This is a genomic window from Pseudomonas sp. LH21 (genome assembly GCF_036549575.1).
Classification (GTDB): domain Bacteria; phylum Pseudomonadota; class Gammaproteobacteria; order Pseudomonadales; family Pseudomonadaceae; genus Aquipseudomonas; species Aquipseudomonas peradeniyensis.
In genome coordinates this window covers 5,773,695-5,792,162 of sequence record NZ_CP144367.1, presented here as the reverse complement: position 1 = coordinate 5,792,162, position 18,468 = coordinate 5,773,695, and the positions used below count along the sequence as shown (strand labels likewise).

The 18,468-nt window shown below is 66.2% G+C and carries 18 protein-coding genes and 1 pseudogene; 12 read left to right on the top strand and 7 right to left on the bottom strand.

Features of this window, described 5'->3' with window-relative positions:
* Positions 1-13: 13 nt before the first annotated feature.
* The 3 genes from VUG52_RS26365 to VUG52_RS26355 are packed head-to-tail and all read left to right on the top strand — an operon-like array spanning position 14 to position 2,780.
* On the top strand, positions 14-1,033 hold the full coding sequence (locus VUG52_RS26365) for an ABC transporter substrate-binding protein (protein WP_050707488.1): 1,020 nt from the start codon (positions 14-16) through the stop codon (positions 1,031-1,033).
* Between the two features lie 6 nt (positions 1,034-1,039).
* Positions 1,040-1,903 carry an ABC transporter ATP-binding protein gene (locus tag VUG52_RS26360; RefSeq protein WP_050707487.1) on the top strand — a complete coding sequence of 288 codons (864 nt, stop codon included), beginning with the start codon at positions 1,040-1,042 and terminating at the stop codon, positions 1,901-1,903.
* Between the two features lie 13 nt (positions 1,904-1,916).
* On the top strand, positions 1,917-2,780 hold the full coding sequence (locus VUG52_RS26355) for an ABC transporter permease (protein ID WP_050707486.1): 864 nt from the start codon (positions 1,917-1,919) through the stop codon (positions 2,778-2,780).
* A 12-nt stretch (positions 2,781-2,792) separates the two neighbouring features.
* On the opposite strand, the gene VUG52_RS26350 is transcribed toward VUG52_RS26355, so the two are convergent.
* On the bottom strand, positions 2,793-3,350 hold the full coding sequence (locus tag VUG52_RS26350; RefSeq protein ID WP_050707485.1) for a WYL domain-containing protein: 558 nt from the start codon (positions 3,348-3,350) through the stop codon (positions 2,793-2,795).
* A gap of 206 nt (positions 3,351-3,556) precedes the next feature.
* On the opposite strand from VUG52_RS26350, the gene VUG52_RS26345 reads away from it, so the two are divergent.
* The 6 genes from VUG52_RS26345 to VUG52_RS26320 all read left to right on the top strand — a co-directional run bounded on the left by VUG52_RS26345 (position 3,557) and on the right by VUG52_RS26320 (position 9,649).
* Entirely contained in the window at positions 3,557-4,369 is an 813-nt protein-coding gene (locus VUG52_RS26345; RefSeq protein ID WP_050707484.1) for a tetratricopeptide repeat protein, read from the top strand.
* Positions 4,370-4,631: 262 nt separating this feature from the next.
* Positions 4,632-5,069 carry a MarR family winged helix-turn-helix transcriptional regulator gene (locus VUG52_RS26340; RefSeq protein WP_028689248.1) on the top strand — a complete coding sequence of 146 codons (438 nt, stop codon included), beginning with the start codon at positions 4,632-4,634 and terminating at the stop codon, positions 5,067-5,069.
* Positions 5,066-7,153: an FUSC family protein gene (locus tag VUG52_RS26335; protein WP_050707483.1), complete on the top strand. Its 2,088-nt coding sequence runs from the start codon at positions 5,066-5,068 to the stop codon at positions 7,151-7,153. The genes VUG52_RS26340 and VUG52_RS26335 overlap by 4 nt, the downstream gene beginning before the upstream one ends.
* Positions 7,150-7,362, top strand: coding sequence for a DUF1656 domain-containing protein (locus VUG52_RS26330; RefSeq protein ID WP_016392395.1), 213 nt, complete (start codon positions 7,150-7,152; stop codon positions 7,360-7,362). Before VUG52_RS26335 ends, VUG52_RS26330 begins: the two co-directional genes overlap by 4 nt.
* Complete coding sequence (locus tag VUG52_RS26325) at positions 7,359-8,234, top strand: efflux RND transporter periplasmic adaptor subunit (RefSeq protein ID WP_050707482.1); 876 nt, start codon at positions 7,359-7,361, stop codon at positions 8,232-8,234. The genes VUG52_RS26330 and VUG52_RS26325 overlap by 4 nt, the downstream gene beginning before the upstream one ends.
* Positions 8,231-9,649 (top strand): efflux transporter outer membrane subunit, encoded by a 1,419-nt coding sequence (locus tag VUG52_RS26320; RefSeq protein WP_050707481.1) that lies wholly within the window; start codon positions 8,231-8,233, stop codon positions 9,647-9,649. The genes VUG52_RS26325 and VUG52_RS26320 overlap by 4 nt, the downstream gene beginning before the upstream one ends.
* Positions 9,650-9,809: 160 nt before the next feature.
* On the opposite strand, the gene VUG52_RS26315 is transcribed toward VUG52_RS26320, so the two are convergent.
* From VUG52_RS26315 to VUG52_RS26300, 4 genes are read right to left on the bottom strand one after another with little or no spacing between them, the layout of a single operon-like run.
* A complete protein-coding gene (locus VUG52_RS26315; RefSeq protein ID WP_050707480.1) occupies positions 9,810-10,553 on the bottom strand; it encodes a hypothetical protein in 744 nt (247 codons plus the stop codon).
* Between the two features lie 3 nt (positions 10,554-10,556).
* Complete coding sequence (gene lpoB / locus VUG52_RS26310; RefSeq protein ID WP_028689243.1) at positions 10,557-11,144, bottom strand: penicillin-binding protein activator LpoB; 588 nt, start codon at positions 11,142-11,144, stop codon at positions 10,557-10,559.
* A gap of 21 nt (positions 11,145-11,165) precedes the next feature.
* Positions 11,166-11,534: a YcfL family protein gene (locus VUG52_RS26305; RefSeq protein WP_050707479.1), complete on the bottom strand. Its 369-nt coding sequence runs from the start codon at positions 11,532-11,534 to the stop codon at positions 11,166-11,168.
* Between the two features lie 14 nt (positions 11,535-11,548).
* Positions 11,549-12,940: a COG3014 family protein gene (locus VUG52_RS26300; RefSeq protein WP_050707478.1), complete on the bottom strand. Its 1,392-nt coding sequence runs from the start codon at positions 12,938-12,940 to the stop codon at positions 11,549-11,551.
* 289 nt (positions 12,941-13,229) lie between these two features.
* On the opposite strand from VUG52_RS26300, the gene VUG52_RS26295 reads away from it, so the two are divergent.
* Positions 13,230-15,173, top strand: a complete 1,944-nt coding sequence (locus tag VUG52_RS26295) for a cytochrome c/FTR1 family iron permease (RefSeq protein WP_050707477.1) — start codon at positions 13,230-13,232, stop codon at positions 15,171-15,173.
* A gap of 133 nt (positions 15,174-15,306) precedes the next feature.
* Positions 15,307-15,759 carry a YaiI/YqxD family protein gene (locus VUG52_RS26290; RefSeq protein WP_050707476.1) on the top strand — a complete coding sequence of 151 codons (453 nt, stop codon included), beginning with the start codon at positions 15,307-15,309 and terminating at the stop codon, positions 15,757-15,759.
* Positions 15,760-15,873: 114 nt separating this feature from the next.
* On the opposite strand, the gene elbB is transcribed toward VUG52_RS26290, so the two are convergent.
* Complete coding sequence (gene elbB, locus VUG52_RS26285) at positions 15,874-16,542, bottom strand: isoprenoid biosynthesis glyoxalase ElbB (RefSeq protein WP_050707475.1); 669 nt, start codon at positions 16,540-16,542, stop codon at positions 15,874-15,876.
* Between the two features lie 113 nt (positions 16,543-16,655).
* Here elbB and VUG52_RS26280 point away from each other — a divergent pair.
* Positions 16,656-17,282, top strand: a pseudogene (locus VUG52_RS26280) (sterol desaturase family protein); the annotation flags it as partial.
* 501 nt (positions 17,283-17,783) lie between these two features.
* Here the strand turns inward: VUG52_RS26280 and VUG52_RS26275 are convergent.
* On the bottom strand, positions 17,784-18,428 hold the full coding sequence (locus tag VUG52_RS26275; protein WP_082337832.1) for a DedA family protein: 645 nt from the start codon (positions 18,426-18,428) through the stop codon (positions 17,784-17,786).
* Between the last annotated feature and the right edge of the window lie 40 nt (positions 18,429-18,468).

Genomic DNA, 18,468 nt, shown 5'->3' with positions numbered 1-18,468 from the left:
GAGGAAACACACCATGCGCAACTCCATCAGCCGCCTGGCGGCAAGTATCGGCCTGGGCGTGAGCCTGGGTCTAGGCAGCCTGGCGGCGCCGGCCGTGGCCCACGCCGAAGGGCAGATTCGCATCGCCGAGCAGTTCGGCATCGTCTACCTGCTGCTCAATGTGGTGCGTGACCAGCAACTGATCGAGAAGCACGGCAAGGAGCAGGGCCTCGACATCAAGGTCGACTGGGCCCAGCTGTCCGGTGGCGCGGCGATCAACGATGCGTTGCTGTCCGGCTCGGTGGACATCGCCGGCGCCGGTGTCGGGCCGCTGCTCACCGTGTGGGATAGAACCCGCGGCCGGCAGAACGTCAAGGCCGTGGCCTCGCTGGGCAACTTCCCGTACTACCTGGTCAGTAGCAACCCCAATGTGAAGACCATCGCTGATATCTCCGACAAGGACCGTATCGCCGTGCCAGCGGTGGGCGTTTCGGTGCAGTCGCGCTTCCTGCAGTACGCCGCCGCCCGCCAGTGGGGCGACAAGGAGTACAACCGCCTCGACAAGTACACCCTGGCCGTGCCGCACCCGGACGCCACCGCGGCCTTGCTGGCCGGCGGCACCGAGCTCAACGGGCACTTCTCCAACCCGCCGTTCCAGGACCAGGTGCTGGCCAACAAGAATGTGCACGTGGTGCTTAACAGCTACGACCTGCTCGGCCCCAACTCACCGACCCTGCTGTTCGCCACCGAGAAATTCCGCAAGGACAATCCCAAGACCTACAAGGCCTTCGTCGATGCCCTGGCCGAAGCCGCCGACTTCGCCCAGAAGGACAAGGCCGCCGCCGCCGATACCTATATCCGCGTGACCAAGGCCAAGATCGACCGCGAGGCGCTGATCAAGCTGATCGACAACCCGCAGTACGAATTCACCGTCACGCCGAAGAACACCTACAAGCTGGCCGAATTCCTCTACCGGGTCGGCGCGATCAAGAACAAGCCCGAATCGTGGAAGGACTACTTCTTCCAGGATGAACGCCCGTTGCAGGGGAGCTGAGCGCCGATGACCGCCCCATTGCCAGGCCACACGGCCAGCAACCTGAGCCGTGTCGCCACCCCACCGCTGCTGGCGGTGGACAACTTGAGCCTTGAATACCGCACCGCCCAGCGCGTGGTGCGGGCCAGCCACCAGGTCAGTTTCGAGGTCGACCGCGCCGACCGTTTCGTCTTGCTCGGCCCGTCCGGCTGCGGCAAGTCCACCTTGCTCAAGGCCGTGGCCGGCTTCATCGAGCCACGGGAAGGGCAGATCCTGCTCCAGGGCCAGCCGGTGCGCGGCCCGGGGCCGGACCGCATCGTGGTGTTCCAGGAGTTCGACCAGTTGCCGCCGTGGAAGACGGTGAAGCAGAACGTGATGTTCCCGCTGCTGGTGTCCGGCCAGCTCAAGCGCGCCGAGGCCGAGGAGCGGGCGCTGCATTACCTGGAGAAAGTCGGCCTGGCCGCCTTCGCCGACGCCTACCCGCACACCCTGTCCGGTGGCATGAAGGCCCGCGTGGCCATCGCCCGGGCACTGGCCACACAGCCGAAGATCCTGCTGATGGACGAGCCGTTTGCCGCGCTCGATGCCCTGACCCGGCGCAAGATGCAGGAAGAGTTGTTGCTGCTTTGGGAGGAGGTGCGCTTTACCCTGCTGTTCGTCACCCACTCCATTGAAGAGGCGCTGGTGGTGGGCAATCGCATCCTGCTGCTGTCGCCACACCCCGGGCGGGTACGGGCCGAGGTGCACAGCCACCAGTACGACCTCGGCAGCCTCGGTGCCAGCGACTTCCAGGCCAGTGCCCGACGTATCCACCGGCTGCTGTTCGACGAGGCCGATGCCTCGACGCCAGCGGACGATCTGGGCTTCAACGATATCCGTATCGCCTACTGACGGGAGCCAGGGCATGACGACGACACTTGTACGCCAGGAATACGAAGTGCAGCTGCAACCCTTGCCGGGTGTGCCGCTGGAGCGCGAGCTGCCGCTGGTGCAACGCTTGTGGCAACAGGGCTGGCTGCGCAAGGCCGTGATCCTGGTACTGCTTGCGGTGGTCTGGGAGGCAGTGGCCCGCTATACCGGCAACGACCTGCTGCTGCCAGGCTTCCTGCAGACCGCCAGCGCGTTGTGGGACGGGCTGCTCAGCGGCGAGCTGCCGGCCAAGGTCGGTGTATCGCTGGTGGTGCTGCTCAAAGGCTATGTGCTGGGCATCGTCCTGGCCTTCGGCCTGACCAGCCTGGCCGTCTCGACGCAAGTGGGGCGCGACCTGCTGGGCACGCTGACCTCGATGTTCAACCCGCTGCCGGCCATTGCCCTGTTGCCGCTGGCCTTGCTCTGGTTCGGCCTGGGCGACAACAGCCTGATCTTCGTGCTGGTGCACTCGGTGCTCTGGGCGCTGGCGCTGAACACCTACGCGGGCTTTCTCGGCGTGTCCGAGACCCTGCGCATGGCCGGGCGCAACTACGGGCTGCGCGGCCTGCGCCTGGTGCTGCACATCCTGGTGCCGGCGGCGCTGCCGTCGATCCTGTCGGGGCTGAAGATCGGCTGGGCCTTTGCCTGGCGCACGCTGATCGCCGCCGAGCTGGTGTTCGGCGCCAGCAGCGGCAAGGGCGGGCTGGGCTGGTACATCTTCCAGAACCGCAACGAGCTTTACACCGACAAGGTGTTTGCCGGGCTGGCGGTGGTGATTCTGATCGGCCTGCTGGTGGAGGGGCTGGTGTTCAACACCCTGGAGCGGCTGACGGTGCGGCGGTGGGGGATGCAGCGCTAGATCACGCAGAACTCAATCCCGATACTGCGCCGCAGCACTGTCCAGCGTCCGCGCAATCTCCTCGCGCAGCGCCTGCGGCGCTTCCACCACCAGCCCCTCCCCCTGGCTCAGCAACCACCAGCGCAGGGGCCAGCCATCCGCTACCGTCGCCCGCAGCCGGTGCCCCTGTTCCAGGGCGGTCAGCTGCATGTCGGCGGTCAAGGGCGCTTCGCGCAGTCGGCGGGCCAGCAGGTCGCTGATCCATGCCTGCAATTCGACGCCTTCCCCTTGCCCGGGCTGCAGCGTATCGCCGCGCAGATAACCCTGCAGGTCGAAATTCCCACGTAGTTCGGCACCGGCATTGGCCGACCAGTGCCAGCCGAACGGAATGCTCTTGTCGTTGCGCTCCAGTGGGAAGATCAGCGACAGCTCGTTGAGGTCGCGCTCGACCGTGCGCTTGCTGACGCTGAAGCCCACGTCACGCAGACGCCACACCAGTTCGGCACTGGTGATCCCGGGGGAGCGGCTGGGCAGTTGGCGGAGCAAGGCCCATTGGCGGCTGAGGGTGGCGCGGGTGGTGGCGAAGGGCAAAAGGAAACGTCCTTGTCTAGGCTTGCCGGCATAGGATGGCGGCACGGGCAGGGCATGGCAATTGGCCACGGCCTGCTCAGATCAAGGAAGATGCAATTGGTTGCCTGGGATCAATTCGTTCGCGACAGGTTTTGTCGTGGCATCGCGCAGAATCACGCCTCACCACAGTGGAGGTTGGAGCTGTGGGTCGTTCAATGAGGATGAACATGTCTGCCGCCAGCAATATCCATTCGCTGCTTGCCCGGCTTCTCCCCGAGCGGGTCGTCCCGGCCCCGGCACGCCCCGGACAGCGCCACAGGCTGTTCGCCGGGATCGGCATGCCCAGCCAGCAGGCCTTGAGCGGCGAGCGCTTCGGCCTGACCGACCGGCTGGACGAGGCGGTCGACCTGCAGGCGGTCTACCACGACCTGTGCCGCCAGGCATTGCTGGGCAATGTCGCGGCGCTCAACGACCTGGGCTGGATCTGGCTCAATGGCAAGTACTGGCGCGGCGATACCGTGCTCGCCGGCCACCTGCTGCGCATGGCCGCGCTGCAGGGCAATGCCGCGGCCTGGTTCAACCTTGGCCAGCAGCAATATTTCGGCAAGGGTGTCGATGTCTCATACGCCAACGCGGCCGAATACTACCGGCATGCTTTCGAGCGGGGCATGGTGCATGCCGCTGCGGCGCTGGGCGACCTGTACGAGGAAGAGGTGTGCGACGGCGACCAGGTGTGGCAGGTCGACCTGCTCGAGGCCTATCAGTGGTTTCTTCGCGGCGCCCAGCGCGGCGAGACGCGCTGCCGCTTCGAGGTGGGCTACCGGTTGTTGCATGGGCTGTATGTCGAGGCGGACACCAAGGCCGGGCTGTATTGGCTGGAGCTGGCGGCGGCGACTGGCGTGATGCAGGCGGCCGAGGAGCTGGCGGTCCACTTCAGCAGCCGTGACGCGGCGCGCTACCTGGGCTGGCGCGACCAGGCGATCCAGATGGGCAGCACGCTGGCGCTGACCATGAAGCTGGAAGATCAGATCCAGCCGTGAGGCAAGGGACATCGCGCCTCCTGTAGGAGCGGCCTTGTGCCGCGAAAGGGCTGCGTAGCAGCCCCGGCGATATCAGCTTGATGCACGAATCTTGGGGCGCTTCGCACCTCTTTCGCGGCGCAAGGCCGCTCCTACAGAGATCGTGATATCCGGGCAGATGAACAACCTTTCATCTACTCCCTCCGTCACCCCCGGTTGACGACAGGGGTAGGGCAGGGCGTATATTGATAGTTAGCAAACTATGAATATCCTCGGTTCCCACATGTCCCTTGACGCACTGCACCTGAAAATCAGCAGCGGAATGGTCGTGGCCGCCCGTCACTGGCGTCGCCTGTGCCAGGGCGCCCTGACCGGCTACGGCATTTCCGAAGCCTGCGCCGTGCCGCTGCTGATGATCGTGCGCCTGGGCGACGGCGTGCACCAGGTGGCGGTGGCGCAGGCCGCCGGGCTGGAAAGCCCGTCGCTGGTGCGCCTGCTCGACCAGCTGTGCAAGGCCGGGCTGGTCTGCCGCAGCGAGGACCCGCTGGACCGCCGCGCCAAGGCCCTGAGCCTGACCGTCGAGGGGCGCGCCCTGGCGGAGTCCATCGAAGGTGAACTGGTGCGCCTGCGCCGTGAGGTGCTCGGCGGTATCGACCAGGCCGACCTGGACGCCACCTTGCGGGTGATCCAGGCGTTCGAAGCCGCGGGCGTGATGCCATGAGCGGCTTCTTCAGCTCGGTGCCCCCGGCCCGCGACTGGTTCTACGGCGTGCGCACCTTCGCCGCGTCGATGATTGCCCTGTACATCGCCTTGCTGATGCAGTTGCCGCGTCCCTACTGGGCCATGGCCACGGTGTACATCGTCTCCAGCCCGTTCCTCGGCCCGACCACCTCCAAGGCGCTGTACCGGGCCCTGGGTACGTTGCTGGGCGCCGGCGGGGCGATCCTCCTGGTGCCGCCGCTGGTGCAGTCGCCGCTGTTGCTGAGCATTGCCATCGCCCTGTGGACCGGTACCTTGCTGTTCCTTTCGCTGAACCTGCGCACGGCCAACAACTACGTGTTGATGCTCGCCGGCTACACCCTGCCGATGATCGCCCTGGCGGTGGTCGACAACCCACTGGCAGTGTTCGACGTGGCTTCCTCCCGCGCCCAGGAAATCTGCCTGGGCATCGTCTGCGCGGCGGTGGTCGGCGCGATCTTCTGGCCGCGCCGGCTGGCGCCGGTGGTGGTCGGTGCGACCGGCAACTGGTTCGCCGAGGCGATCCGCTACAGCGATACCTACCTGGCCCGCGAGGCCAGCGCCGACAAGGTCGGCGGCATGCGTGGCGCGATGGTCGCCACCTTCAACTCGCTGGAACTGATGATCGGCCAGCTCGGCCACGAAGGCGCCGGCCCGCACACCCTGAAAAATGCTCGTGAGCTGCGTGGCCGCATGATCCACCTGTTGCCGGTGATCGATGCCCTGGACGACGCCCTGATCGCCCTCGAGGGCCGTGCCCCGGCCCAGTTCGCCCAGTTGAAGCCGGTCCTCGATGCTGCCCGTGAATGGCTCAAGGGCACTGCCGACAGCGCCTCGGTGGCGCGCTGGACCGCCCTGCACGAGCAGATCGACCGCCTGCAGCCCGGCGCCGCCGCCATCGACCAGCGCGCCGAACTGCTGTTGTCCAACGCCCTCTACCGCCTGACCGAATGGGCCGATCTCTGGCAGGACTGCTGCACCCTGCAGCACGCCCTGCGCAAGGACGACGCCACGCCCTGGCGCGCGGTCTACCGTCACTGGCGCCTGGGCCGGCTGACACCGTTCTTCGACCGTGGCCTGATGCTCTATTCGGTGTTCTCCACCGTGACCGCCATCATCGTCGCCTGCGGCCTGTGGATCGGCCTGGGCTGGAACGACGGCGCCAGCGCGGTGATCCTCGCCGCGGTGTCGTGCAGTTTCTTCGCCGCCATGGACGACCCGGCGCCGCAGATCTACCGGTTCTTCTTCTGGACCCTGATGTCGGTGATCTTCTCCAGCCTGTACCTGTTCCTGGTGCTGCCCAACCTGCACGACTTCCCGATGCTGGTGCTGGCCTTCGCCGTGCCGTTCATCTGCGTCGGCACCCTGACCGTGCAGCCGCGCTTTTACCTCGGCACCCTGCTCACCATCGTCAACACCTCGACCTTCATCAGCATCCAGGGCGCCTACGACGCCGATTTCTTCACCTTCATCAACGCCAACCTGGCCGGCCCCGTAGGCTTGCTGTTCGCCTTCATCTGGACCCTGGTGGTACGCCCGTTCGGCGTGGAGCTGGCGGCCAAGCGCATGACCCGCTTCACCTGGCGCGACATCGTCGAAATGACCGCGCCGGCCACCCTGGCAGAGCACCGCCAGGTCGGCGTGCAGATGCTCGACCGCCTGATGCAGCACCTGCCGCGGCTGTCGCAGACCGGCCAGGACAGCGGCGTGGCCCTGCGCGACCTGCGCGTGGGCCTGAACCTGCTCGACCTGCTGGCCTACCTGCCGCGTGCCGGCGCCGAGGCCCGCGAGCGCCTGCGCACGGTAATCGAGGAGGTTGGCAGCCACTACGCCGCTTGCCTGCGCGCCGGCGAGCGCCTGCATGCCCCGGCGGCGCTGCTGCGCAACATGGAGCGTGCGCGCCTGGCGCTGAACCTGGACGAATTGTACGAACGCGGCGACGCCCGCACCCACCTGCTGCACGCCCTGAGCGGCCTGCGCCTGGCGCTGCTGCCGGGCGTGGAAGTGATGCTCGAGCCTGCCGAGCAAACGCAACTGCCCCCCGGGCTCGACGGAGCGCCCCTGTGATCGGTGAACTGGATATCAGCGGGGTGTTCCTGCCCACGCTGCTGGTGATGATGTTTGGCACCTACCTGCTGTTTCTCGGGGTGCACGCGGTGCTGGTGCGCCTGCATTTCTACCGCCTGGTCTGGCACCGGGCGCTGTTCAACGTTGCCCTGTATGCCGTGCTGCTTGGCGCGGTGGACCACTTTTGCCGAAGCCTGATGCTGCCATGAAAAAACCTTTGCTGACCCTGGGCCGCGTGGTCCTGACCTTGCTGGTAGTGACCTTCGCCGCCGTGCTCGTGTGGCAGATGGTGGTGTACTACATGTTCGCCCCCTGGACCCGCGACGGTCATATCCGCGCCGACGTGATCCAGATCGCCCCGGATGTGTCCGGGCTGATCCAGAAGGTCGAGGTGCGTGACAACCAGACCATCAAGCGCGGTGACGTGCTGTTCACCATCGACCAGGACCGTTTCACCCTGGCCCTGCGCCAGGCCAAGGCGACCCTGGCCGAGCGTCAGGAGACCCTGGCCCAGGCCTCCCGCGAGGCGCAGCGCAACCGCAAGCTGGGCAACCTGGTGGCGGCCGAGCAGGTTGAAGAGAGCCAGTCCCGCGAGGCCCGTGCCCGCTCGGCGGTGAACGAGGCCCAGGTGCAGGTGGATGTGGCCCAGCTCAACCTCGACCGTTCGGTGGTGCGCAGCCCGGTGGACGGCTACCTCAACGACCGCGCCCCGCGTGCCCACGAGTTCGTCAGCGCCGGGCGTCCGGTGCTGTCGGTGGTCGACAGCGCTTCGTACCACGTCGATGGCTACTTCGAAGAGACCAAGCTGGGCGGTATCCATATCGGCGACGCCGTGGAGATCCGCGTGATGGGCGACAACACCCGCTTGCGTGGCCGGGTGCAGAGCCTGGCCGCTGGCATCGAGGACCGCGACCGCAGCAGCGGCGCCAACCTGTTGCCCAACGTCAACCCGGCGTTCAGTTGGGTGCGCCTGGCCCAGCGGATTCCGGTGCGCATCGCCTTCGATGAAGTGCCGGAAGACTTCCGCATGATCGCCGGACGAACCGCCACGGTGTCGATCATCGAGGGGCAGCATCCATGAAGCAGCTGATCCTGGCCGGGCTGTGCCTGTCCCTGGGGGCCTGCATGATGGTCGGGCCTGACTACGAGCTGCCCAAGGACGCCGCCGTGCAGCGTGGTGACCTCAATGGCCCGCTGCGCCAGGACGCCGACAGCGTGGTCTCGGCGCCGGTGCCCGAGGATTGGTGGCAGCTGTACCAGGATCAACGGCTCAACGAGCTGGTGCGCCAGGCCCTGAGCGCCAACACCGAATTGCGTGTGGCCGCCGCCAACATCGCCAAGGCCCGTGCCCAGGTGGAGGTGGCCGAGTCCCAGGGTGGTTTCAACGGTGGCGTCAAGCTGGGCGCCCAGCGCCTGCAGGAGTCCGGCGAGGCCTTCCTGCAGCCGGAGAAGGTGCCGGTGGCCAATATCGGCGAAGCGATCATCAGCGCCAGCTACCAGTTCGACCTGTGGGGTACCTTCAAGCGTGGTACCGAGGCCGCCAAGGCCAGCGCCGACGCGGTGCAGGCCGCCGCCGACACCGCGCGCATCACCCTGGTGGCCGATGTGGTCAAGGCCTATACCCAGGTGTGCTCGGCCAATGAGGAATACCACATCGCCCGCGAGTCGCTGGACCTGCAGCAGCAGAGCGTGCAACTGACCCAGCGCCTGCGCGACGCCGGGCGTGGCGACGAGACCCAGGTCACCCGTTCGCAGACCCAGTTCAAGTCCCTGCGCGCCGAGCTGCCGCGCTTCAAGGCCGAGCGTGAGGCGGGCCTCTACACCCTTGCCGCGTTACTGGCCAGGCCGGTCGAGCAATTGCCCGCCGGCACCGCCGATTGCGCCGAGCTGCCCCACCTGTCGCAGCTGGTGCCGGTCGGTGACGGCGCCGCGCTGCTCAAGCGCCGCCCGGACGTGCGTCAGGCCGAGCGCCAGCTGGCGGCGGCCACCGCCAGCATCGGCGTGGCCACCGGCGCGCTGTACCCGGATATCAGCATCGGCGCCCAGGTGGGCACCATCGGCATTCTCGAGAATCTCGGCGAGCCGGCCACCAACCGCTGGGGCTTCGGCCCGCAGATCAGCTGGAACATCCCCACCAACGGCACCCGCGCGCGCATCCGCATGGCCGAGGCCTCGACCCAGGCGGCGCTGGCGCATTTCGACGGGGTGGTGCTCAACGCCATTCGCGAAACCCAGACCCGCCTGGCGCAGTACAGCGCACTGCTGGACCGGCGCGACGCACTGGCCGAGGCGGAGCGTTCCGCCAAGGAGTCGGCGGACCAGACGCATCTGCGTTACCAGGTTGGGCGTGAGTCGTTTCTGGCCGATCTGCAGGCGACGCGGACCTATACAGACGTAAGGGCGCAGCTGGCGGCGGCCAACAGCCAGGTGGCGATGGGGCAGATCGGCGTATTCCTGGCCTTGGGTGGCGGCTGGAAGGACAGCGCCAGGCCTTGATGGCTGCGAATACGGACCCCTGTAGGAGCGGCCTTGTGCCGCGAAAGGGGTGCGAAGCGCCCCCATGATTCGTGTATCAAGCTGATATCGCCGGGGCTGCTACGCAGCCCTTTCGCGGCACAAGGCCGCTCCTACAGGGATTGCGTGTGGCTCAGGGGGCTCAGTTCAGCACCCGCGCCGGCTCATCCGGCGGCAGGTTGTCCCGGCCACGCGGCTGTTTCGGCTGCCCAGGCACCGAGCCGCCCAGCTGCTCGGCCAGCTGCTGCGCCACATCCTCGCCCAGCGCCTTCGACACATCCCGCACCACCCGCGGACGGTTCAGCGTCACGCGGCGGTCCTGACCCTTCACCAACTTGGTGTCCTGCCCCTCACCCATGGCGGTGAACGCCGAGGTGATCTCGTAGGTGCGGGTGTTGATCAGGCTGAAGTCGGCGACCACGGTCAGGCCCAGCACCGCCGAGTAGCTGTCGGTGTGGTCCAGCGAGTTGATGTCCTGCTGGAAGTCGATGTCCGACAGGGTTCCGAACAGCACGTAGTCGGCGCCCTTGAACGCGCCGTTCTTGATGCGGCGGATCACGTCGTACACGTCTTCCTTCGAGTCGGCGGTGTAGGGGCGGCCCTGGACCAGCTGGAACATGCCGGTCTTGAGGATCTCACCCTTGATGTCGCCACCGAACTTGCGCAGCTCGGTCTGCTCGATGTAGCTGTTGAGGCTCTCGTACTCGCTGTAGCTCGACTGGCCGCTGGCGTGGTACATGCCGGCCTGGCCGCTGCTCTGGGCGTTGATGGTGTGGATGTACTCCTCCACCTGCGCCTGGTAGGCGAGGTCGGTTACCGCCACCTTGGGGGCCGCCTGCGCGCCGAAGGCGCAGGCCAGGCCGATGATTGCCATCCATGCACGCATCGATCAACGCTCCGTGGTCTTGCGGATTTCTTTTTCGTCCATCCACTCGGCCAGGCCGCTTTCCACGTCGATCAGCTGCAGGCTGAACTTGTAGAACACGTCCTTGTAGTCGCTGCTGCGCTTGACGATCGAGCTGATCGAGCCTTCCAGGCGGTACTTGGCGGCGATCATGTTGCCGGTCTTGGCCACGGTCTTCTTCTTGTACAGGCCGCTCTGGTTCTGCAGCTTGAGCTGGTCGACCTGGCTTTGCATGTCGGTGTTGTCGCTGGCGAAGCGGGCGGCGCCGGACTTCATCAGCTGGGTCTTGATCGAGGTGGTGATCTCGCGGGTATCGATGTACTCGCTGGTCTTGTTCTTCACGTCGTACACCTGCACCACCGGGCGGCCGTGCAGCACGCCGGACTGGGCCAGGGAACGGGTCATGCTCTCGGCGATCATCTGCAGGTCGGTGGAGCCGAACTCGTTGGTCACCAGCTCGACGGCCTTGCTGTCGCCGTAGCTGATGTTCTTGCCGCCGAGAACCGGCGACGGGGTGCTGCAGCCGCTGACCAGGGCGATGGCGATGGCGGCGAGGGAAAGGCGTGCAAACATGGAACGTGCTCCTGAAAGGGGTTACCGGGTGTGGACTTCGAGGCGGAAGTCGCGGGCAGCGGGGGTCGGGGCGATGGCGGGCAGGAACTTGGCCTGCTTTCCGTACAGCGGCAGGGCCTTCCAGCTCTCCTCGTCGGCCACCGGGAAACCATCGTCGCCCAGCCAGGCGAAGCGGTAGTAGAGCGTGCGATTGCTGCGGCTGGTGTTGGTCAGCGCCACGTTGACGGTGAGGTAGCCGTTTTCGCGGGCGACGCGCATCTGGCCGACTTCGATGTCATCCAGCTGGCCCATGGTCACCACCTTGCTGGCGGCGCTGCCGGGGGCAGGGGGCGGGGTGGCGCAGCCGGCCAGGAGGGCGACGGCGGCCAGGGCGAGGCATGTTCTGCGCATGTTCGATCCTTGGGTTACTTGAGGCTGGCGACAGCGGTGGCTGCTGCCTGCGGGGCGACGATGACGGCCGGGCCGCCAGCGAATACGCGGTTGCCGACCACGCGCAGGCTGACCACCTGATATGGGCGATCGATCTTCACCGTGACCTGGGTGCCACCGAGGCTCGACGGCAGGCTCAGGTGGTGTTCACCCTGCTTGAGGCGTACCCGGGCCACCTGGGTCTCGTCGGGCAGGGTGCGCCAGGTGCGGGTATCGGCACCTTCCAGCACGGTGGAGGCAATGCCCACCACCAGCCCGGCCATCGGGTTGGCCTTGTTCAGGTTCTTCTGTGCCACGCCGCGGCTGATGGCGCGCACGCTGGTACGCAGGATGATGCCCGGCATGTCGTCGCGCAGGGCGCGGCGCGACATGGCCGTGGTGCTGTTGAGCGCGGTCAGGGCCAGGGCCTTGTCGTTGAGCTGGATCTCGCCCAGGTGCGCGGTCGAGGTGTCTTCCTTGATGATCGGGAACGACAGCGGGGTGATCACCAGGTTGTCCTGGATAGGAAGCGGCAGGGGAATGCGGATCGAATCGCGTGCCGGGGCCAGGCCGGTCTGCACCACGATCAGCACATCGCTTTCACCGGCCTTGGCGCTGTTCTTGTCCAATTCGAGCAGCGCCTGGTCGAGCAACGGCGTGTTCGGGCGCAGTTCGGCGGCCTTGCGATAACCCGGCGCGGCCAGGCCTTTCTCGCCGAGGGCCTCGTAGACATAGCCGGACAGGTAGTGGCTGAAAGCGCTCTGGTAGCTGTTCTTCAGGCCGACCACCTCTGGGGCGTCGAGGCTGGCGACCGGGTAACCCTGCAGGTCCTTGTACTCGGTCTTGATGCCTTCCTTCTCGGCCTGTTCCTCGCGCTTGAGGTATTCCTTGTCGCGCAGCTCGGCGATGATCGCCTCGCGCTCGTGGGTCTTCTTGATCTCGGTGCGGGCGCCATCGAAATCGTTCTGTGCCAGCAGGTTCAGGGCCATTTGCGTGGTCAGCATGACTTTTTCGTAGTCATAGCCTTCATAGCGGCGGACCTTGTCGTTGACCAGGTAGCTGCCGAACTGGCTCAGGTACTTGTCGGTGTCGAGCTTGACCGACTCTTCCCACTGGAACACCACGCTGTCGGCCGAGCGCCAGGCGTCCTGGCTGCCCTTGAGGTCACCCTTGGAGCGCAGCAGCTCGCCTTTTTCGAAGTAGTAGAGCAGGTCTTTCTGCTCGCCCTTGTTGTTGCTCTCGAGCAGGGCGAGGGCGGCGTCGACGTTGCCGGCGGCCAACTGCTTGTTGGTCTCCTGCAGTTCGCTGTCGTAGCTGCGGAACACCGAGCAGCCGGTGAGCTGCACGGCGGCGACCAGGGTCGCCAGGGTGAGGGCGCGGGATACCATCGGACTTTCTTCTTTCCCTGAAACGGTTGGCCGCGTAGGCGGGGGCGGCAGATCCCTCTGTTTTATCGCCAGAACCTCTCGATGGAGGCGCCTTGATTGCTAATGGCTATTACGGCGGCGCGGGATTATACCCAAAGTAGTAGCGCCGTGATGGCGAATTGCTTCGCATTTTTAGGTTGATGCCATCAGTCGGAAAAAGCCGTTCCCACGGACTGTTCCGCCAATTTGTCTCAAGATTTTTCATGAAATCTGCCCCTGAGCCTTGAGCGGGGGAGAGTGGAAGTGAACAATGTTCTCTTTCGTATTTCCGTCGAGATTGGCCATGATTTCCCGTTCCCGTCTGCTTGCCTGGCTGCCTGCCCTGTTGCTTGGCCCGGTACTGGCGCTGTGCAGCAACCCGACGCTGGCCGAGGCTCCTGCCGAGGCGACCAAGGCACTGCACCTGCTGGACTACATCGGTGCCGACTACCCGCCGACCGTGCGCGACGGCAAGGTGGTGGACGACGGGGAATACCGCGAGCAGCAGGAGTTCAGCGGCGTGCTGGCCGAACTGGTCAAGGGCCTGCCCGCGCATGCCGAGCGTGGCGCCCTCGAGCAGGGCGTGCAGAGCCTGCGTCAGGCCATCGACCAGCGTCAGGACGGTGCCGCCGTCGCCCGCCAGGCCCGGCAGCTGGGGGCGCGCCTGGCAGTGGCCTACGAGGTCAGCCAGGCCCCGGTGATCACCCCCGACCCTGCTCGCGGCGCCTCGCTGTATGCGCAGAACTGCTCGATCTGTCATGGTGACACGGGCCTCGGCGACGGCCCGGCCGGGGTCGGCCTGGAGCCTGCGCCAGCCAACCTGCGCGATGCCGGGCGCCTCGACCAGTTGAGCCTGTTTGACCTGTACAACACCCTTGGGCTGGGCATCGAAGGCACCGAGATGCCGTCGTTCGCCGACCAGCTCGACGAACGCCAGCGCTGGGACGTGGCGGCCTACATCGCCAGCTTCACCGCCGATCCGCAGGCGGCCAAGGGCGACAAGACCTGGAACATCGCCGACCTGGCCCGGCAGACCCCGGCCGAAGTCGCCGCCAGCGAAGGCGCGGATGCCGTGGCCGCGTTCCGCGCCCAGCGCGCGCAGCCGCCGCAGGTCAAGCGTGGCCCGGCGCAGCTGCTCGAATACACCTCCAGCACCCTGGACAAGAGCCTGGCGGCCTACCGCGCCGGCGACCACGACCAGGCCTACGACCTGTCGGTGGCGGCCTACCTGGAAGGCTTCGAGCTGGTGGAAAGCTCGCTCGACAACATCGACGCCCAGGCCCGCAAGGACACGGAAAAGTCGCTGATGGCCTACCGTCAGTCGTTGCAGGACGGCCTGCCGGTGGCCCAGGCCGAACAGCGCCTGGCCGAGGCCAAGGCCAAGCTGGAGCAGGCCTCCAAGCTGCTGGGCAGCGATGGCCTGAGCTGGTCGCTGAGCTACGTCTCCGGCCTGCTGATCCTGCTGCGCGAGGGCCTGGAGGCAATCCTGGTTTTGGCGGCGATCCTGGCCTTCCTGCGCAACACCGGGCAGCAGTCGGCGGTGCGCAGCGTCAATATCGGCTGGGGTCTGGCGCTGGTCGCCGGTTTCGCCACCTGGGCCCTGGCGGCCTATGTGATCGACGTTGGCGGGGCGCAGCGGGAACTGCTCGAAGGTTGTACGGCACTGTTCGCCGCAGTGATGGTGCTGTGGCTCGGCGTGTGGATGCACGACCGCCGCCACGCCGCGGCCTGGCAGGACTACATCAAGAGCAGCCTGGTCAGTGGCGGTGGACGCTTCGGCTTTGCCGTGCTGGCGTTCTTCTCGGTCTACCGCGAGCTGTTCGAGGTGATCCTGTTCTACGAGACCCTGTGGCTGCAGGCCGGTCCGGCCGGTCATCAGGCGGTGCTGGCGGGTGGTGCCACGGCGCTGGTGCTGCTGGTGGGGCTGGCATGGGTGATCCTGCGTGGTTCGGCCAAGCTGCCGCTGTCGTTGTTCTTCAGCATCAATGCCGCCTTGCTGTGCGCGCTGTCGGTGGTGTTCGCCGGGCATGGCGTCAAGGCGCTGCAAGAGGCTGGAGTGCTGGGTACGCGGCCGGTGGCGTTCTTCGAGTTCGACTGGCTGGGGATTCATGCCGACGCCTATTCGCTAGGCGCGCAGGCGCTGGCGTTGCTGGCCATCGTGTTCCTCTATGGGCGCAGCCGGTTGACCGAGAAGCGTCGGGCGGCGGCCAGCTGAACCTGTGCAGGGGCGCGTGGACGGGCTTGCCCCGCGACGACGTCGGGGCTGGCATAATGTCAGCCTGTTCAGGCGCTATCGCGGGGCAAGCCCGCTCCCACGACGTCATTGCCCGGAGTACAGGAATAATCCCATGCGTGTATGGATCGATGCCGATGCCTGCCCCAAGGCGGCCAAGGACCTGATCGTCAAGTTCGCCCTCAAGCGCAAGCTCGAAGTGGTGATGGTGGCCGGCCAGCCGCAGATCAAGCCGGCCTTCGCCTGCGTGCGGCTGATCGTGGTGCCCAGCGGCATGGATGCGGCCGATGACTACCTGGTGGAGAACGCCGAGCCCGGCGAGCTGGTGATCTGCAGCGACGTGCCGCTGGCCGATCGCCTGATCAAGAAGGGCGTGGCGGCGCTGGATCCGCGCGGTCGCGAGTTCGACGAGCGCAACATGGGTGAGCGGTTGGCGGTACGCAACCTGTTTACCGAACTGCGTGAGCAGGGCCAGGTCGGCGGTGGCCAGGCGCCCTATGGCGAACGCGAGAAGCAGGCGTTTGCCAATGCGCTGGACCGGATCCTGAGCCGCTTGTCCAAGCTTTAGCTGACAGGGCCTGCTGTGCAGGCCATCGCGGCACAAGGCCGCTCCTACAGGTACAGCGCATTTCTGTAGGAGCGGCCTTGCGCCGCGAAAAGGGTGCGGAGCGCCTCCAGCGCCTTACTTGTCGTTCTCGTGGGTCAGTTCCAGCACCCGATCCACCAGCTTGTAGATGCCGCCCGCCGCCTCGCTGATCGACTTGGCCAGCATGTATGCCGGGGTGGTTACCAGCTTGCGCTGGGTATCCTCGACGATGTCGTGCACATCGCATTCCTCATGGGTGCCGCCCATCTTCACCACCGCCGCGCTGGTGCCGGCATCGTTGCCGATGGTGCAGACCACGCCCGGCCCGTAGATCTTCGCCGCCAGGGCCGGCGAGATGCAGATCAGGCCGACTGGCTTGCCAGCCTCGGCAAAGGCTTCGGCCAGGGCCAGTACATCCGGGTTCACGGTGCAGTTGGCGCCTTCGACGGCGAAGTTGGACAGGTTCTTCGCCGCGCCGAAGCCGCCAGGCACGATCAGGGCGTCGAAGTCCGAGGCATTGGCTTCGCGAATGTCCTTCACCTCGCCACGGGCAATGCGCGCCGACTCCACCAGCACATTGCGCGATTCGGGCATCTCTTCCCCGGTCAGGTGGTCGATCACATGCATCTGCGCGATGTTCGGCGCGAAGCACTGCACCTGGGCGCCACGCTGGTCCAGGCGCAGCAGGGTGATCACGCTTTCGTGGATCTCGGCGCCATCGTACACGCCGCAACCGGACAGAATCACCGCAACTTTTTTCGTCATGCTCAATACTCCAGTGTCGAGGCGCTAAATGTCCTCTAGTTTGGCAGATGTAGCCATGGGATTTGCCCCGTAGGCGGCCTAATCTTCGTGGACAACCTTGGAGGTGGCCGTTCATGGACCTGATTCTGCTGGCCGTGCCGTTCTTCTTCGTGCTGATCGCGGTGGAGCTGATCGCCGACCGCGTGCGCGGGCGGCGCAACTACCAGCTCGCCGACTCGATCAACAGCCTGAGCACCGGCGCGCTGTCCACCAGCACCGGGTTGCTGACCAAAGGGGTGGGGCTGGTCACCTATGCCGTGGCCTGGGAGCACCTGGCCTGGCTGCGGCTGCCGGCCGATGCCTGGTGGGTGTGGGTGGTCGCCTTCGTGCTCTACGACCTCTGCTACTACTGGCTGCACCGCCTGGGCCACGAGCGCAACGTGCTGTGGGCGGCGCACTCGGTGCATCACCAGAGCGAGGAGTACAACCTGACCACCGCCTTGCGCCAGACCAGCAGCGGCTTCCTGTTTTCCTGGATCTTCTACCTGCCGTTGGCGCTGCTGGGCGTGCCGCCCCTGGTATTCATCACCGTGGCGTCGCTGAACCTGCTGTACCAGTTCTGGGTGCACACCCGCCATGTGCCCAAGCTGGGCTGGCTGGAGTGGATCTTCATCACGCCGTCCAACCATCGCGTCCACCATGCGCAGAATCCTCTGTACTTGGATCGCAACTATGGCGGTGTGTTCATAATCTGGGACCGACTGTTCGGCACCTTCCAGGAGGAGGACGAGCGCGAGCCGGTGATTTTCGGCGTGACCACGCCGCTGGCCAGCTGGAACCCGCTGTGGGCCAACGTGCAGTTCTACGCCCAGCTCTGGCATGACGCCCGCCGCACTGCCAGCTGGTGGGACAAGCTGCGCATCTGGTTCATGCCCACCGGCTGGCGCCCGGCGGATGTGGCCGCGGCTTATCCACAGCCCAAGCAGGACCTGGCGGCGTTTCGCAAGTTCGCGATTCCCCTGGGCAGCGCGCAGCAGCTGTACGTCACCGTGCAGTTCGCGGTCTACGTGGCGCTGGGCAGTTATCTGATGGAGGTGGCGGAGCAGGTGGCGCCCGCAGCCCTGGTGCTGGGCTGGACGGTGATGGCGTTCGGGCTGTTCGTGCTGGGCGCGGCGCTGGAGGACCGGCACTGGGCGGGGCGCCTGGAGACCGTGCGACTGCTGTCGAACGCGCCGGCGCTGTATCTGGCCGGCGCACTTGGCTTAGTGCTGGTCACGCCCGTGTTCTGGTGGCTGCTGCTGGGCTACAGCCTGCTCAGCCTCGGCGGCCTGGCCCTCTGCCGCCGCGCGGCGCTCGGCGCGGATGTTGCGAAAACGCCGGCGCAGCCAGAGCAGCAGGCCCAGCACCAGCAGGCCGCCGAGCACCCATAGCTCGTATTTCTTGATGCTGCCGAGCATGCCTTCGAGGATGGCGCCGAAGTGGTAGGCGGCCAGCCCCAGGGCCAAAGCCCAGACTGCGGCGCCGATGCCGTTGAGCAGCAGGTAGCGGCGTGGCGGGTAGCCGGACAGGCCGATGGCCACCGGCATCACCGTGCGCAGGCCGTAGACGAAGCGGAAACTCAGTACCCAGATATCCGGATGGCGGCGGATGTGCTCCAGCGCCCGGTCACCCATGGCTTGCCAGCGCGGCTTGCGGGCAAGGATCTTGCGCCCGTGGCGGCGGCCCATGAAGTACCACAGCTGGTCACCGGCGTAGCTGCCGCAGAAAGCCACCAGGACCACCAGCTTGATGTCCATGTATTCGCGGAACGCAAGAAAGCCCGCGAGCACCAGGATGGTCTCGCCCTCGAAGAACGTGCCGAGAAAAAGGGCAAAGTAGCCGAAATCGTTCAGGAATTGTTGAAGCATTTTCTGGCGTGCTGGCGAAATGAACGCGCAGCCTACCCCT